The organism is Flavobacterium sp. RSP46 (assembly GCF_003984825.1).
In the GTDB taxonomy this organism is placed as follows: Bacteria; Bacteroidota; Bacteroidia; order Flavobacteriales; family Flavobacteriaceae; genus Flavobacterium.
Window position 1 is genome coordinate 18,272 of sequence record NZ_RYDM01000004.1, and the last position, 17,657, is coordinate 35,928.

General features: G+C 33.3%; 15 protein-coding genes and 1 pseudogene. 9 read left to right on the forward strand and 7 right to left on the reverse strand.

All coding sequences use genetic code 11. From position 1 onward, the window contains the following. The 5 genes from EKM01_RS07990 to EKM01_RS08005 all read left to right on the forward strand — a co-directional run bounded on the left by EKM01_RS07990 (position 1) and on the right by EKM01_RS08005 (position 4,554). A complete protein-coding gene (locus EKM01_RS07990) occupies positions 1–669 on the forward strand; it encodes a response regulator transcription factor (RefSeq protein WP_126460926.1) in 669 nt (222 codons plus the stop codon). A gap of 507 nt (positions 670–1,176) precedes the next feature. After that, positions 1,177–1,629: a hypothetical protein gene (locus EKM01_RS07995; RefSeq protein ID WP_126767728.1), complete on the forward strand. Its 453-nt coding sequence runs from the start codon at positions 1,177–1,179 to the stop codon at positions 1,627–1,629. Between the two features lie 164 nt (positions 1,630–1,793). After that, the gene (locus EKM01_RS08000) at positions 1,794–2,849 is read left to right on the forward strand and encodes a type I restriction endonuclease (protein WP_126564390.1); all 1,056 of its coding nucleotides are present in this window, start codon (positions 1,794–1,796) and stop codon (positions 2,847–2,849) included. A 387-nt stretch (positions 2,850–3,236) separates the two neighbouring features. Further along, positions 3,237–3,401, forward strand: coding sequence for a hypothetical protein (locus EKM01_RS14575; protein ID WP_158616093.1), 165 nt, complete (start codon positions 3,237–3,239; stop codon positions 3,399–3,401). 349 nt (positions 3,402–3,750) lie between these two features. Further along, positions 3,751–4,554, forward strand: a complete 804-nt coding sequence (locus EKM01_RS08005; RefSeq protein WP_126767731.1) for an endonuclease/exonuclease/phosphatase family protein — start codon at positions 3,751–3,753, stop codon at positions 4,552–4,554. 257 nt (positions 4,555–4,811) lie between these two features. On the opposite strand, the gene EKM01_RS08010 is transcribed toward EKM01_RS08005, so the two are convergent. Further along, positions 4,812–6,071, reverse strand: a complete 1,260-nt coding sequence (locus EKM01_RS08010) for an asparagine synthetase B (protein WP_126768025.1) — start codon at positions 6,069–6,071, stop codon at positions 4,812–4,814. A 310-nt stretch (positions 6,072–6,381) separates the two neighbouring features. On the opposite strand from EKM01_RS08010, the gene EKM01_RS08015 reads away from it, so the two are divergent. Beyond that, on the forward strand, positions 6,382–7,101 hold the full coding sequence (locus EKM01_RS08015) for a DUF547 domain-containing protein (protein ID WP_126460939.1): 720 nt from the start codon (positions 6,382–6,384) through the stop codon (positions 7,099–7,101). 133 nt (positions 7,102–7,234) lie between these two features. Here the strand turns inward: EKM01_RS08015 and EKM01_RS08020 are convergent, their stop codons facing one another. From EKM01_RS08020 to EKM01_RS08035, 3 genes are all read right to left on the reverse strand, one after another. After that, positions 7,235–7,900, reverse strand: a complete 666-nt coding sequence (locus EKM01_RS08020; protein ID WP_126460942.1) for a response regulator transcription factor — start codon at positions 7,898–7,900, stop codon at positions 7,235–7,237. A 3-nt stretch (positions 7,901–7,903) separates the two neighbouring features. Continuing rightward, positions 7,904–8,695 (reverse strand): sensor histidine kinase, encoded by a 792-nt coding sequence (locus EKM01_RS08025; RefSeq protein ID WP_126568284.1) that lies wholly within the window; start codon positions 8,693–8,695, stop codon positions 7,904–7,906. Positions 8,696–9,330: 635 nt separating this feature from the next. After that, positions 9,331–9,723: a hypothetical protein gene (locus EKM01_RS08035; protein ID WP_126767737.1), complete on the reverse strand. Its 393-nt coding sequence runs from the start codon at positions 9,721–9,723 to the stop codon at positions 9,331–9,333. A gap of 275 nt (positions 9,724–9,998) precedes the next feature. Between EKM01_RS08035 and EKM01_RS08040 the strand changes: the two are divergent. From EKM01_RS08040 to EKM01_RS08050, 3 genes and pseudogenes are all read left to right on the forward strand, one after another. Further along, positions 9,999–10,326: pseudogene (locus tag EKM01_RS08040) on the forward strand (IS1595 family transposase); the annotation flags it as partial. A gap of 81 nt (positions 10,327–10,407) precedes the next feature. Then, on the forward strand, positions 10,408–10,875 hold the full coding sequence (locus tag EKM01_RS08045; RefSeq protein ID WP_126460955.1) for a hypothetical protein: 468 nt from the start codon (positions 10,408–10,410) through the stop codon (positions 10,873–10,875). Between the two features lie 251 nt (positions 10,876–11,126). After that, complete coding sequence (locus EKM01_RS08050) at positions 11,127–12,971, forward strand: PLP-dependent transferase (RefSeq protein ID WP_126767739.1); 1,845 nt, start codon at positions 11,127–11,129, stop codon at positions 12,969–12,971. Between the two features lie 516 nt (positions 12,972–13,487). Here EKM01_RS08050 and EKM01_RS08055 read toward each other — a convergent pair. From EKM01_RS08055 to EKM01_RS08065, 3 genes are all read right to left on the reverse strand, one after another. Next, positions 13,488–13,847, reverse strand: a complete 360-nt coding sequence (locus EKM01_RS08055; RefSeq protein ID WP_126460964.1) for a hypothetical protein — start codon at positions 13,845–13,847, stop codon at positions 13,488–13,490. A 62-nt stretch (positions 13,848–13,909) separates the two neighbouring features. Next, positions 13,910–15,088 carry an AIR synthase related protein gene (locus EKM01_RS08060; protein WP_126767742.1) on the reverse strand — a complete coding sequence of 393 codons (1,179 nt, stop codon included), beginning with the start codon at positions 15,086–15,088 and terminating at the stop codon, positions 13,910–13,912. A 332-nt stretch (positions 15,089–15,420) separates the two neighbouring features. Then, positions 15,421–17,610, reverse strand: coding sequence for a glutamine synthetase III (locus tag EKM01_RS08065; protein WP_126460970.1), 2,190 nt, complete (start codon positions 17,608–17,610; stop codon positions 15,421–15,423). Positions 17,611–17,657 lie beyond the last annotated feature (47 nt).

The following is a 17,657-nucleotide window of genomic DNA, read 5'->3' on the forward strand; positions in this document are numbered from 1 at the left end:
ATGTTCCATAAAGTTTTAGTTGCCGAAGATTTAGACACTATAAGCATCGCAATAATTCAAGCACTAAGAGAGCTTTCTATTTTAGAAATTCACCATGCCAAATACTGTGATGAAGCTTTCCTAAAAATAAAAAGAGCCCTTCATGACAAAGTTCCCTATGACTTGTTGATTAGTGATTTATCATTTAAACCCGATCACCGTCAGGATCGATTATCCTCTGGTGAGGAACTCATTGAAGCCGTAAAAAAAGAACAGCCTGAACTTAAAACCATTGTGTTTTCGATAGAAGACAAATCCTTTAGAATAAAATCACTGTATACTAATTTAGGAATAAATGCCTATGTATCAAAAGGAAGAGACAGTATTCCGGAACTCAAGAAAACGATACAAAATATTTATAATAATAAGAACCTTCATCCATCTGAGGAAGTACGCCATGCTTTAAGAAACAAATCCCTTTTTGAAATTGAAGCCTATGATATTTTACTTTTAAAATCTTTATCCAATGGATTAACCCTGGAGGATATTGCTTCGGAATTTAAAAATTCCGGAATTATTCCTAGTGGCACCAGTAGTCTTGAAAAACGCATCAATAGGCTTAAAATATATTTCAAAGCAAACAATAACGTACATCTTATAGCCATCACTAAAGATTTAGGATTAGTCTAATTCGCATTTCAGACTATTAAAAACTAAAAAAAATATTCCAATAACGTTATTACTGCAATTTAAAAGCATCAAAAACAATCAATTGCTAAGATCATTTACAGCGCTCCAAAGATTTTTGACACGGTGATTAAATCATAAAACATAGCGGTAGAATTGATATGTTTTTTACGGTTGTACCAAAGATAAGTGATGACTAAAATTTAATGTCGTATTTTAATAAAGCACTGAATTTCTTTGCCACAGATTTCACAGATTAGCACAGATTAATTCGTTATGTAATTTTAAAAATCTTTTTAATCCTTACAATCTGTGGCAAAAACTCTTTTTAATAATTGCGACAATATATCTTTCTTGCTACTTAAGTATGCGATATTAGCTTAAATTCACTTCTTTTTTTGACCATTGTATTGGCAAATCATAGCCTGATTTTAATAAAAATGATGTCTTTACGGTTTCCCGTAAAAAATAGATTTCAAAAGTTGCTAGATTTGGTTTATAAAAAATCAAATGAAACAAATGCTCCAGTTTACAATAACCAATTTAGTATTCGCTCGATATTCCGAAGGAAGGATCTTGACAAAGGACAACTATCGGGAGTTCAAAAACCAAATAAAAAAACCCATCTTTTTTATACTGTCATTTTGCATCCTAACATCTTGCAAATCAGAACCAAAAAAACAACCTCAACACCGACAAATACTTCACAACCAAATACATCGAAAATATGATGACGATGTGTTAGTAGTACCAAAACAAACGGATACAGCTATAGACAAAAAAACAAATACGCAAACTGATTCGTTAAAAAGAAAAAATCAAATACCTCTTGCAAATCCAATACAAAGTCCAATTGGGATTGCTATACCTCAAGAAAAGCTAAAAACCTCTTCAAGACAACGAAAAGGTAAAGTTATTTACACATCGGAACGTAAAAAAAAGAATCAATGGAAAAAATTATAATTATGAAATACATCCTGTTGTTTTCAATACAAATAGTTGTACCGAGTATCGGCGGATTATTGATATAGCGTATAAAATTCGGAAAAAACAATCCAAATGAGGAAAACCGTAAAGAAGTTATCTTTTACGGAAGTAATTTTGAAACCAATTAGCAACAAAATACTATGGAATTAACCATTCAACTAAAATCCCTAGCGGATAAAATCATTCAGTTAAAAGACAAAATCGAAACCGAAGAATCAACCAAACACGCATTTGTACTCCCATTTATCAACATGCTTGGCTATGATGCCTTCAATCCGCTGGAGGTAGTCCCTGAATTCACTGCCGATATTGGATTAAAAAAAGGAGAAAAGGTAGACTATGCTATTTTCCAGAGCGGTGAACCCATCCTAATTGTTGAATGCAAAAGCTGGAAAGAAAACCTTTCAGTGCACAGCTCACAACTATTTCGCTATTTTCATGTCACAAAAACTCGTTTTGCACTCTTAACTAATGGCATTCAATATCAATTTTATACCGATTTAGACGAGAAAAACAAAATGGACCAGAAGCCTTTTCTGGAGTTTGACATCATCAATCTCAAAGAAAATTCGATCATTGAAATTGCTAAATTCCATAAATCAAGTTTTAATGTAGATCACATTCTAAACAATGCGAGTGCTTTAAAATATACCAAAGAAATCAAAAAAGAGATTAATGACGAACTGGAAAATCCCTCGAATGATTTTATAAAACTCTTTGCTAATAAAGTATATGCTGGAAGACTTACGGAAAAAGTGATGGAAGAATTCAAAATGTTAGTTCAAAAAGCATTTAATCAATTTATCAACGAAAAAATTAATGACCGCTTGAATGCCGCACTAAATAAAGAAACAATAAAACAACAAGAAGAAAAAATGGAACCCGTTGAAGAAGCGAGCAAAGTGATTACGAGTGATGAAGAACTGGAAGCCTACCGAATTGTCGTGGCTATTCTAAGGCGTAAAATTCCTGTAAACAGAATCGTTCCTCGGGATACTCAATCCTACTTTGGGATTTTACTTGATGACAACAACCGCAAACCTTTATGCAGGTTGCATCTCAACGGAACTAAAAAATATCTTGGCCTTTTCAATGAAAACAAAATCGAAATAAAACATCACATTCAGTCAATTGATGACATTTATCAATTTGAAAAGGAATTATTGGAAACTGTTGGGGCTTATGAAGGGAAGTGATTTACTTTGTAAAAGTATTTACAATACGAAATAAATCCTGTATTATGACCTTTTGACCTAAGTCATTAAAGTACGTGTTGCACCATAAATTCTAAAAGTTGACAAGAATATAAATTATAATTAAACAAATGATTTACAATAACAATTTCAGAAAAATAACGGTAACAGAAAACGGAATAGTTTTGACTTATAAAACACAAAAAATAAAAAAAATATTATTTTTCTGAGTTAGACAAAACGTACGTAAAAGTAAATAAAATGAGGCCAAGTTATACTCTTGTAATTATTTTGGTATCATTATCCTTGGGTTTTCTTTCCTATTTGTACCTGCAAATAGACCTAATCTTACTGATTCCTTTTTTTTTGATTGTATTTATTTTTTTAAAAATGAATGAACACAAAAGCTATAGCATAAAAATCCGTTTGAAAAATGGTGAAATTATAGAAGAAAAAATATTGGCAAAATTAAAACTGGAGACTATCAACAGTATCAATGAAGTCCAAAAAGGGATCTACAACTATAAAATAAATAACAACAAGAATTACCTTTAGTTCCTAACTATGGTCATTTGATTGTTTATACCAAACTTTAAAAAAAATTATATGAATCTCAAAAAAAATCAAATATTAAAATTGTAATTATCTTTCAAGACTACCCGTTATTTGTACCATACTGCCTCTAGTACATACAATTATTATTATTTCAAAAAAGGAGAATCCTATAACAAGTCTAAGTAATGAAATTTCTCCTTTGTCGATATAACCAAAATAAAATACATCAGAAAACAATATTAAACAATCCATAAGACTCGAAAAATTCCTCAAATTCCATTTAATTATCATACGTTTGAGCTACTCTAATTCTATCCGTAAAAAGTGATACTAATATTCTCCTAATTAAATGAAACCCCTATTTTCCTTACTGTTCCTCTTCCTAGCCACTTTTGCTTTCGCTCAAACCAAAATCCTTTCCTGGAACATAGCCAATTTTGGAAAATCGAAATCCGAAGAAACCATTACTTATATTGCAAAAACGCTGAAAGATTATGACATAATTGCCATTCAGGAAGTGGTTGCCGGATATGGAGGCCCACAGGCAGTAGCACGATTAACAGATCAACTCAACCGAAAAGGAGCTAAATGGGAGTATGTGATCAGTGACCCCACCAGCAGCAGTGCCTATAAAACCGAAAGATATGCCTTCATTTGGAAAACGAGCAAAGTAAAGAAAATAGGAAAAGCTTGGCTCGAAAAAAAATACCATCTAGAGATTGAGAGAGAGCCTTATTATTGCACTTTTCAATATGAAAACAAACAATTCACGCTGGTGAATTTTCATGCTATTACTAAAAAAATGCAACCCGAAACCGAGATTAAATATTTCAAATTTTTACCTGATGAATATCCCACCTTGAATTTAATTTTTGCAGGAGACTTCAACTGTCCGCAATCACATTCGGTTTTCAATTCGTTGAAAAAAATGGGATTTCAATCTATTTTAGTAAACCAAAAAACCTCATTGAAACAAGAATGCAAAAAAGAGATTTGTCTCGCTTCTGAATTTGATAATATGTATTACAAAACTTCTAAAACTACACTTCTAAATTCCGGTATTATTCCTTTTTATAAAAATTTTAGCACACTAAAAGAAGCTCGAAAAATATCCGATCACGTTCCTATTTGGTTTGAATTTTCTTTGAATTGATATCCACACCGCATTAAGTGATGTTGTGACTAATGCAATTGATATTGTTCAGGAATATTTAGACAAGGAAAATGAAGATGGAAGCGTTTAATCATTTATCTTTTACATCACAAAAGCTACCGTAACAGGTGGCTTTTTTTTTGATTTTAAATTATTTGGAGCTATTCCTGCTGTTCGTTTTATCCACGCTAAAAAGCGTGGTATACCAATACCATCAGGGCTAAAAAAACCAATTGGTACTGATTGGTTTTTTTATTCTATGTCTTTAATTTTTTCTTTTTAGCTGCAGGGAACAACACATTGTTCAAAATCAAACGGTATCCGGGTGAATTTGCATGCAAGTCCAAAACTGTAGGGGGATCGCCTACCTGATGCTGAAAATCCTCCGGATCATGACCCCCATAAAAAGTGAACATCCCTTTCCCCTTCTGCCCATAAATATAACGGGCTTCGCCATTAAGTTCACCTGTCCCCATGACTAAAACATTCGATTTTACAAGTACCGCATCAAATGATGTTGTTTGTCCCATAAATCCTTTGACAAGTTGTGTGTGATTTTGACACAACATAGTGGGAATAGGATCCCATTTTGCCGAAAATTCCATTAAGGTAAAATAATCTTTTTCCATAGGAATTCTTCGTTTAGAGGTCATATCAATATCAGAGAACTCATATTGTTCAGGTCTTCGCTCTAAGATAAAATCTTTGAAAGCAAAAGAATTACTATAATTCATCTTCGATTGGTAATTGCCTTCACTCACATCCCCATCAAACATAGCTTCGCAAATATCTACTCCATCCGCTGCAAGGGCAATATCAAAACTATCTGTTGCGGAGCACATTGCAAACATAAACCCACCTCCTATTACAAAGTCCCTAATCTTTTTAGCCACAGCTCCCTTTTCGTCAGATACTTTTGAAAACCCTAATTTTGTCGCCAGTATTTCAGCTTCTTTCTTTTGTTCAATATACCAAGGTACATTTTTATACGCTCCGTAAAACTTACCGTATTGCCCGGTAAAATCTTCGTGATGCAAGTGCAACCAGTCATAAAGCAACAATTGGTCTCCCAACACTTCCTGATCATATATAGCTGTAAAAGGAATTTCAGCATAGGTCAAGACCAGCGTCACTGCATCATCCCACGGTTGTTTCCCTTTTGGTGTATACACTGCAATCTTTGGTGCTTTCTCTAAAATAACGGATTCCATATTCTGGGACGGACTGGAGATTTCATTTAAGAGTATCACTTCTTCCTCATCAGAGATTATTTCAAAACTCACTCCTCTAATCTGGCACTCTTTGCGTATTTCCTGCGCATCAGGCACTAAAAAAGAACCGCCACGGTAGTTGAGTAGCCAGCTGACTTTGTGATTTTTTTCCAAACACCAAAACGTAATTCCATACGCCTTCAAGTGATTTTGTTGCGTAGTTTCATCCATTGGCAACAAAATAAAAGAAGCTTTTACGGAAATTGATAGTAGAAAAATCAGAATATATATAAATCGCTTGTACATCATTGTATTGCCTTTTTATATTTCAAAGATAGAAAGGAAGCCGTTCAAATGAGAATAATTTAACTTTAAAATGAATGCACCAATCTAATTTAAATAAAACCACGTAAAAACACCTATAGCCAGACGAATTAGTATCTATAAATTTGTAACTATAACCTAATCTACATTAAATGAAAAATTTAGTACTAAATTCAAAGGAAAACAATAACCATTTTAATTTTAAAACTATTTTTAAAAAAATTGGATTTTCTTTGTTAGTAGGACTTATTGTTGTTTTTTACACTTTATGTTTTAATTATTTTCTTCTGTAATGCTAAATCGAGACCAAAAAACACCACAACCAATTGTTTCAAAAAATTATTATGCCGCGTTATCAGAAGAAATCCTATCAACTGCAAAATTAGGAAAAGATACGACTTCCCTCAGAAGACAACTTTATTATATCAGACATACAAAAATCGAAAAGAGTCTGGACACTGATGCTTTAAAAAAAACTTTTTGGATTAATATCTATAATGCTTTTTATCTCATTATTCTAAACGAAACAAAACAAGACGACACTATGTATCGTCTTAAAAGGATAAAGATTGCACGTTCCATATTCTCGTTAAATGATATTGAACATGGTATTTTAAGAAAAAATAAATTCAAAATAGGATTAGGATATGTAACCAATCCATTTTATTCTGGTTTTATAAAAACCTTAGCCGTCAGTAAACTAGACTACCGAATTCACTTTGCGTTAAGAACTACAAATTTAAATCCTGATCCGTTTGATTATTTTAATTGTGATGAAATTGAATCACAGCTTGCTACTGTCACCACTGATTTTATCAAATTTGAAACTGAATTTGACCATGAATCAAAAAAAATGATCGTATCGCAATTTCTGTTTACCTATTTACGGGATTTTGGCGGAATACAATCCATAAAAAAAATGCTGAAAACTATTTTTAAAAAAGATTTCAAAGGATATTCGTTAAAGTTCAAGCCGTATAACAGAATCGAAAAAAAGCACCCTATTTCTTAGTCCATTGGCATTTGTTAAAGGAATCCCTTATCTTAAAACCTGAATTTAAGTTGTTTAAAATTTTAAAAAAATCTTCTCTTTTTTTGCAAAAAAAAGTGCATCCAGCATTGCTTTTAGTACAAATGGGTTCTGATTAATCTTCAAACGGCATAATTTCATTTTGAACCGCATACACAACCAATCCTGCAATATTCCTGGATTCTGTTTTAAGCAACAAGTTATTTCGATGTCCTTCCACCGTTCTTGGACTTATAAAAAGTTGCTCTGCAATTTCTAAGGTGCTTTTTTGATAGCAAATAAGTTTGAGTACTTCCAATTCACGTACACTCAAAAATCCACTATCAAAGTTACTTTTCGTTTTTCTAGTGTTCAAAATATTGGTTTGAATAATTTTCATGACATATTCCGTATAGTAAAATCCTTTTAAAGCCACTTCATTTACGGTTGTAAGCAATTCTTGTGGTGTCGCATTTTTTATCACATAGGAAACAGCACCAACATCAATCATATTCGCCACAAAAGATTTAGAATCATAGCTGGTTAGCGCTATAATTTTTATTTCAGGGAATTCTTTATGGATGATCTTAGTGGCTTCGACTCCATTTAAAATTGGCATTTTCAGATCCATGATAATAATATCGGGATGATTTTTAGTACTGCGAAGGTAGGAAATCAATTCATCCCCATTGGAGGCTTCAAAAACAATCTCAATATTTGTTTCCCGTTCCAGCAAAAAAGAGATTCCTTTTCTAAAAAGAATTTCATCATCTACTAAAATTATTTGAATAACATCATTCATTATTTAAAAATTAAAAGTGACCGTAATCCCTTTATTTACAGCTGAATTAATGACAATAGTGCTGTTTAAAAAAGCGACTCTACTATCAATATTTTTCATCCCAAGACCTTTTTGCTTGTCTTTATTTTTCATATCAAAACCAATTCCATTATCAGAATAAGAGCATTTTTTGAGTCCGTAATTGTCCTCAAAAAGAATAGATATGACAGTTGCCTTACCGTGCCGAATGGAATTATTGATCAACTCTTGCAAGATTCTAAATACGTGTAAATGCTTCATATTATCTTTAATATCAAAGAAGGTTGTATTTTCATAATTTACCGTGACAACTTGAGAACTATTGCATTCCATGCATAATTCTCCCACTCCTGCATCTAGTCCAAATTTATCTAAAACCGGAGGTAACAAACCGTGTGCGATTTTCCTGGAACTATCCAGCGCTTTGGCAGTCAGATTGATGATATTCTCGGTAATTGTTCCTACCTCATCTTTGGTCAAATTTGGAGTATTTAACAAATGACTGTTCAAAGACACAATATTAAGCTGAGAACTGATGTCGTCATGTAAATCTTGGGCAATACGCTTGCGCTCTTCTTCTTGCGTAATAATTACGGCACTCAATAGCTCTTTTTGATACTGGATTTCCAGATCTTTTTTTTCTAATTCTTTCTGGATAATTTTTTTTCTCGAAAAATAGAAAAACAAGATTAAGACGAATCCCATCAAAAGAAAAGCAACACAGGAATAAATAATTATTTCGATTATATCACTTTCATTTATTAATTCTGCCTTCATAAATATTTATTTAATTACTTTTTGGAAAAACTTTTTTTCCACTCTAGTAAAATGAATAATTGGTAGACTATATAGAGTCCTGAGTTCAATACCCAAGGTGTTTTTGTGTATTCCAGTCTCAATATATTTGTCAAATTTCCTACTATAAATAAAATGGTGCTTCCAAATAAATAGAGTAAAATACCCATATTGATATAATAATACTCTTTTTTCTCATTTAATATGTTGTAAAGATGTAGGGTTGCGTAGCTAACTATTAAAAAAGAGGTAATGAATATTTCGAATAAATTGAATTTAAAAAACAAACTCGGATCTAGTACGTATTGAATTCCAATGACTGCTAAACCAGCATACAAACCCACTGTAACAATCTTTTTTTGATACGTCTCTTTTAATAAAACTTTGTAAAAAAAACTGAGTATTATAAACTGACCCACAAAATAAAAATGAGACAAATAAAGGTTATTAATATTAACTCTTGCCAAGACATTCGAAATTATTTGGATAACTAAAACCAACCCTAAATATCCTGTAAAAATCTTAAAGACTTTATCCTGAAGAGAAAAGCACCGGATAAATAAAACAAAATTCAAAAATAAAACCAAGAGACCTACATATATAAATACATTTAACATCTATTGTAGCATTAGAGTTTCAGGATCACAAGTAGATGGACAAGGAGACGTAAAATCATAAATATCATCTTCCGTTGCACCAGCGTCACCATTGTCTTGAGGGATCATATCAACATAAATTTGAGTTAGGGGATCATATTTTGTTCCCACAATCATTAATTTTTCTACTCCATCATCATCAACTCCTATGTATGCTCTCACTGCATCGACCCCTTCTTTGAGGACTTCTACTAAATCAATTTTAGGGATCAAAAAAGCATTTAAATAATGGTGTTTGTTATAATTTCCTTCTCGTTTAGACCATCGTTTTGCCCATCTTTGGGCTGTTTTTAACGGAATGACATTCACAACTTTTCCTTTTTTTAGGCTTCCAGAAGTAGTTTCTTGTGACATATTTATTAGGTTTGCAGATTACGGATTTTATAAATAAAAAATTATTAGCTAAACTACTGTTTTTTATTGTTTATACAAAACCAGCTTAGTAATTATACAAGCTACAATGTTCGTTTTCAAAATAAGCACCGATTGCTCAGGTCGCTTATTTAGTTCTTGTAACCCTGAATTTGGTTTCTAGAGAATCTAATTTGTAATAGCTTTGCTGAAAGGCATTAATTTAATATGAGTACCAATGCTAAAAATAGCTTGTTTTTGAGTCATCAACCTATTAAATACAAGCTATGAACCTACCTGAATTTTCAGAGAAATACCCTGATTAAGCCACACGTAATAAGGGATTCAAAGCTAAACTACTTGAAATGGGAATTGTATGTAAAAAGTGTCAACACACCGAACATTACTTTCGTAAGGCAGATTTAAAATTTCAATGCAAAAAATGCGGTAGTCGTGTCAGTCTTCGTTCAGGCACCGTTATGGAGAATACTAATTTGCCTTTTCCAATATTGGATGCTCTGTATTGAACTCGTGATGCTGTCACAAAAGAGTTTTTCGGCATTAGAAATACAACGTATGTTGGGTCACAAACATTATGAACCCTTGGTAGGGTAAATTGCTTTAGAGTTGTCTTACTTGAGAATGCTATCAATAAAGAAGCACTCAATAATCACTAAAATAAAAATTATGAACACATTTAAAGCCTTACTCATTTTGATCACTATTGGTTTTGCCATAAATATAAATGCGCAAGAAGCCAATAGTACCGATGAACCAAAAAAAAACACAAAACAAGCTACGGTAACTTATTACCAACAACGCGCTGCAGAGGATGCAAAATATGAGCAGGAGTTTACTGCTCAAAACAACAGCGAAGACAAAGCTTTTTGGAAAGAACAAAAAAAATACGAAAAACAATTAAAGAAAAACAACAAAAAAGCTTATCGCGCCTACATTCAAGGAAAAAAAGAGGCATACGCAGAACATCACCAACATTGCAATCACGATCACCATAGCGATTATTTTTATAGCAATGCCCAGTTTTATTATTACCAATACGACAACAGACACAACTATCAGAGAAGACCAAATCGTACTATAATAAACACTCCGGTGCGAGTAAGCACTCCGAGCATTCGTTTAGGGATTTTTTAATTACGGGTAAACTATTTTTTTTTTAATAATATCTTTTTTAAGACCGACGAAATAATTTTTGTTAAAGAATTCTGATTGAAGTTTCTATGCCATATATTTATTTACTGACTAACCAAAAAGAGCACTCCTAGAGGATTTATTCCTGACACTTTCACAACACTGACAACAGATCTGTAATAATAAAACCTCTTGTAACACTTTTAAATAAATCTAATTACTGTATATTACCATCTTATCTAAAGGTGGAAATTATGAAAGACAATAAAATATTACGTTATATTAAAGACGTGTTAGAAAATAAGCCAACTGGCTGGTTGAATCTAACAACTCACAGACTAGATATTTATGACGAAAAATTGGCAAAAACTCAATTCTTAGAACAGTTTGAAATTTTATTTAATAGCAATAATTCTGAATCAAAGGCATTAGAAGAGTTACCCACTGCTTATGACTATATTCGATTAGGGCATCCATTATCTTGTATATTAGAATGGGTGATTGCCCACTTACATCATTTAAAACCAGAAAATGTAATTAGTTTTTCCTCAAAGACGACTCCGATTTTGGCAGTACTAAGGAAAAATTTATTAGCTGGCAAAAACACTCAAATTATTTACACTGGTGAATTACCAGAATTTTTTGATGTTGAAGTACTTCAGCACATTTATGGCTATACATTTGATTTAAAGAAGATTGAAAAAGAAACAGCCATTTCCAAGTTTGACGGGAGTACCATTTTCATTACGCAGCAAGATGAAATTAGCACTTTTGATTTTACCAAAAACATTGACTTTTTTATCAATGTTCATTCTGACTTTGGAAGTATTTTAGTTGTAAATGGAGACCAAAACGAAAGTTATATCCCCGAAATTCAGCATGTCAGAAGAAGAGAGACCATTGCAATGACGCCAGCCAATTGTCTTGCTATGTTGAAAATTCTGACAGCACAATCTTCTTTAGAACCAAAAGAGAATACTATCGAGACAAACAAAGCAATGGTTTTAGATTCGATTGCGACCATTACCGGAAGCAAGACAAAAGCACTAATTGCTTCCAGTGGACTATCAATTCAATATGCGGTTGTCATGGGATTAATTCATGATGCGAAGGAAAACCATAAAGGAAAGGCGATCAAAATTATTGTTCCCCCCAATTGTTACGGTGGTACAAACGACCAAGCCAGACGAGTTGCTGCTTGCATTGACTCTGTTGAAATACTGGATTTACTGGTTGACGGTGGTAAAGATATGGTTGAAAGTATTGCGCTTCTTTTAGATAAAATTGCTGACGAGGATGCTATTCCAATCATAATTGCTGAAATTCCAACAAATCCCAGAGTTGAAGTTCCGGATCTTTTCAAATTAAGCGCTACTTTGAGTAAACAGCGAAAAACTGCAACTGGTAAAATTGCTACAGATCCTATTTTTGTTTTAGATCAAACCTTTTGTCCAAATGTACACTTTTTAGGTGAAGAGGATATATTATCACCAATTAGGGCCATTTCATATGTAAGCGGATCTAAATTTCCAAGTGGCGGGCAATGTACTGCGGGCTATTGTGTGGGAAATAAAAAAACGGAAGGGTTGATGAAAAAAATAGAATTTCATCTAAAACTTTGCGATAATGAGGCTACCAATCTTCAAATGGAGATTTTGGCAAAACAATTGCCTTCTATGAATCAAAGAATAAAGGATGCATATCATAATACACATGAATTTGTAAACTTCATAAAAAAAACTTTACCAGCGGCGAAAATTAATTTTGTTTCGTCAGCATTGGCAGACCAAGGATTTACCCCCTCTGTGTTTTCATTAGACCTTCCCAGTAAAGGGAACACAACGGAAGAAAAAGAAGCTCATAAAAGAGAGTTAAATCTTAGGTTAATAAATTTAATGATTAGAGAAATACCTAATGAAAGCAAGTTTTGTGTGAGTTATGGGCAGTTAAAAGGATGTTACTGGACAATTCCGGCAACATCAACTCAAGGGACGACTAAAGAGGGTGACAAAGATTACATCGTACGTGTAGCACTTTCTCCTACCATGGATTTAGAACTTCACAAAAAAGTTTTTTTAGATTTTGTCAGCCAAATTTAATTCTGATCCTATACCATTCCTCTATTTAACCTTGAAGGAAAAAACTAAGTAATGATCCATATTAACTAAAATAGAATTTTCTGATTTTTTTTTACAGAAACAGACAACCATTACAAGTAAACCACTGTGGAGGGATAGGTCAAAGATTTGGTTATTAATACCAAACAAAATTACTATTGGCTCCATAAAAAAGCTTTCAGAAAAGTATTTGAATGCTGATAAAATGATCTATTTAGTGGTAGGTGATGCTGAAACGCAGTTAAAAAAGCTGAAGAAAATTGGTTATGGAACGCCAATTCTTCTGAATACACCAGCGGTAAATAAGCTGATTTAAAACTAATTTGGGTTATAAGTAATAACCATGGTATAATGTCGTATTTTAAAATCAGGATAAAATTATGTAACAATATGATTTAAAGCTGTTTTACTTAAAGTTAATTCTTTTGACTTTACGACTTTTAAACTTTCGACTTACTTACATCACTGATTCTCATAGCCGCGATAGATGTGAAAATTTTATTCACTCATTTCATCATATCGCTCCGGAACTTGGGGATCATACAGCGAACATTTGAATTCATCCATTATATTCACTAAAGTATCCATTGTTTTTCCTTCAGTGCCATAACAATCAATTTTTACACTTTGGGGCGTCATCCTGATATGAAAAGCACCTGCACCATAGTTATTTTTCCAACTGTTCTCGTCTACTTTTTCCCATTTGGAGAATACAGAAGCAATTCTGTTCAAAATGACTTGTACCGGAAGTTCTTCAAGACCTTCAATTTCAGCTTGTTCTTCTGAAACAGCTTCATAAACTTCGTGATGGTTGAGATAAATTCCCTCCAGATATTTCCAAAAAACCAATTCGTACATAGATAAAAAATTAAAAGATTAAAGAATTGAAAGATTGAAAAATGAACTTCAATTGAAGCTTTTTAATATTCAAAAGTTCCGTATTCACTGGTAATAGTCAGTTTTTTTGAAGTAGCAGCTTCTACTCTACCTACGATTTGCGCATCAACATTAAATGATTTTGAAATCGCAATAATGTCTTGTGCAACAGCTTCCGGAACATAAATTTCCATACGGTGACCGCAATTGAAAACTTGGTACATTTCTTTCCAATCCGTTTTAGATTGTACTTGAATTAACTGAAATAATGGCGGAACTGGAAATAAATTGTCTTTTATAATGTGTAGGTTTTCTACAAAGTGTAAAATTTTAGTTTGGGCTCCTCCACTGCAATGCACCATTCCGTGAATTTGATTGGAAGAATATTGGTCTAAAATTTTCTTAATGATTGGTGCATACGTTCTGGTTGGCGAAAGCACTAATTGTCCGGCATCGATTGGTGAATTTTCAACGGCGTCTGTCAATTTTACTTGTCCAGAATAGATTAATTCTTCAGGAACTAAAGCATCGAAACTCTCCGGATATTTGGTTGCCAAATATTTCCCGAAAACATCATGACGCGCCGATGTTAACCCGTTGCTTCCCATTCCGCCATTATAGTTTTTCTCGTAAGTAGCCTGGCCAAAAGAAGCCAATCCTACAATTACATCACCGGCTTTAATATTAGCATTATCAATTACTTTGCTGCGTTTCATACGAGCAGTTACTGTTGAATCTACAATTATAGTTCGAACAATATCGCCTACATCAGCAGTTTCTCCACCTGTTGAATGAATGGTCACCCCAAAAGATTCCAGTTCTTTAATCAGTTCTTCGGTTCCGTTAATAATTGCTGAAATTACTTCAGCGGTAATCAAATTTTTATTTCTTCCAATGGTTGATGAAAGCAGAATATTATCCGTTGCACCCACGCACAATAAATCGTCAATATTCATGATTAAAGCATCTTGGGCAATGCCTTTCCAAACAGAAATATCGCCTGTTTCTTTCCAATACATGTAGGCCAAAGAGGATTTAGTTCCCGCTCCGTCAGCATGCATGATCAGACAATATTCTTCGTCTTGAGTTAAATAATCAGGGACAATTTTACAGAAAGCTTGTGGATATAATCCTTTATCAATATTTTTTATCGCATTATGAACATCTTCTTTGGATGCCGAAACACCGCGAAGCGCATATCTTTTTGAAGTATCTGAACTCATGTAGTCTAGTTGTGAAGTCTGCTTTTATGCAGGTAGTTGTGCGGCAAAGGTAATTATTTTTTTGGGTTTTGCCTATCGAGTCATCAGAAGTGTTTCTTGCTAAAATTGTCATACTAAGAATATTTGTTTACACCCTTCAATTTAGCCTTTCAAGGTGCAAAACATCAAAAAAATGTCTACCTGAAACAGATAGACATTTTTATTAAATTTCAATGGCGTAATAAATTACTCCCAATCAAGCATGCATGCGTCAAAAAATAATACTACCCTATGCACCGGTAAATCCAGATATTATTTGACTTATAATGACACTCGATGTGTTAATAAGTAGATTACTTCGTAAATAACAATTCTCTGTATTTTGTTAGTGTCCAAATCTCATCATCCACTAACAGCTCCAGTTTATCACAGTGGCTTCTAATTTCTTCAAAAAATGGTTTTACTTTATCACAATAAGCTAGGGCCATTTCATGTGCATCAGTAATTGCATTGGCTTTCTTTCTAGCTTCGGTCATTTCATGAACTTTAGAATTGATCCCCTCAATATGTCCGGAAATTTCTTTGATTAAAATGATTTGTTCTTTTGCAATTTTTTCAAAATCAGCACCAAAAATCTCTTTTAGTCCCTTCACATTTTCAATCAAAGTGTTTTGGTAGCGAATGGCTGTTGGAATAACATGGTTTTGAGAAAGATCACCTAAAACTCTACCTTCAATTTGAATTTTCTTAGTATACTCCTCTAATTCTATTTCATAACGTGCCTCCACTTCAATATGATTCATGATACCCATTTCAGAAAACAAATCTAAAGCTTGCTTAGAAGCTCTTGCTTTTAGTGCTTCAGGAGTTGTTTTAAAGTTACTTAACCCTCTTTTACCTGCTTCAATTTCCCATGCTTCACTATATCCGTCTCCTTCAAAAAGGATTTTCTTAGAAACTTTGATGTACTCTCTCAAAACATTGAAAATAGCATCATCTTTTTTCATGTCTTTAGATTCTATCAGCGCATCTACTTCAATTTTGAAATCTTTTAATTGTTTTGCTACAATAGTATTCAAAGTCGTCATTGAATTAGAACAGTTAGCTGATGATCCTACTGCTCTGAACTCAAACTTATTTCCTGTAAAAGCGAATGGTGATGTTCTATTTCTATCTGTATTGTCCAAAAGAACATCTGGAATTTTCCCTACTACATTTAGTTTTAAGTCTGTTTTTTCTTCTGGAGATAGTTTCCCTGCAGTTACACCTTCTAATTCTGCTAGAACTTTAGTCAACTGCGCCCCAATAAATACGGATATAATTGCTGGTGGTGCTTCATTTGCCCCTAGTCTATGATCATTACTTGCAGTAGCAATTGCACCTCTTAATAAAGACTCGTAATCATTTACTGCTTTTATTGTATTGATAAAGAAAGTCAGAAACTGTAAATTACTCATTGGAGTTTTACTAGGGCTCAGTAAATTCACTCCTGTATCTGTTGCCAAGGACCAGTTATTATGCTTTCCGGAACCGTTCACTCCTTTGAAAGGTTTTTCATGAAACAACACTTTCAAATCATGGCGTTCTCCTACTTTTTGCATCACATCCATCAACAAGCAGTTATGATCAACAGCAAGATTTGTTTCTTCAAAAATAGGAGCCAATTCAAATTGATTTGGTGCTACTTCATTATGACGTGTTTTCACAGGAATTCCTAACAACATGCATTCTTGTTCCAAGTCTCTCATATACATTAAGGCACGAGTAGGTATAGACCCAAAATAATGGTCATCTAATTGTTGCCCCTTAGCCGATGTATGTCCTAACAAAGTCCTACCGGTCATCATAAGATCAGGACGCGAATTTGCTAAAGATCTATCAATTAAGAAATATTCTTGTTCCCAACCTAAAGTTGCAGTTACCTTTTTTACATTTTTATCAAAATATTTACATACTTCGGTAGCAGCGTCATCCATAGCGGTCAAAGCTCTCAACAAAGGTGTTTTATAGTCTAAAGCTTCCCCCGTATAGGAAATAAAAACCGTTGGAATACACAAAGTAGTTCCAAAAATAAATGCTGGTGATGTTGGATCCCAAGCTGTATACCCTCTAGCTTCAAATGTATTTCTGATTCCACCATTTGGAAAACTAGATGCATCCGGTTCTTGTTGTACTAATTGAGCGCCACCAAATTTCTCTACTGGATCACTGCCATCATACGAAGTTTCAAAGAAAGCATCATGTTTTTCAGCGGTTGTTCCTGTAAGTGGCTGAAACCAGTGTGTATAATGAGTCACCCCTTTAGCCAAGGCCCACTCTTTCATTCCCATTGCGATATAATCCGCTAATTTTCTGTCTATTTTAGTTCCATGTTGAACTGCATCGCGCACTCCTTTAAAAGCATCTGAAGTTAAAAACTGTTTCATTGCTTTGTCATTAAAGACATTTGAACCAAAAATAGTTGATTTTCTATCAGTCTCTTCAAATTTTACTGGAACTCTGTTTGATGCTTCTTTCAAAGCTTGAAAACGTAATGATGACATACAATTTTGTTTTAATTAATTAAACCCCCTATTATTTTGATGCAAAT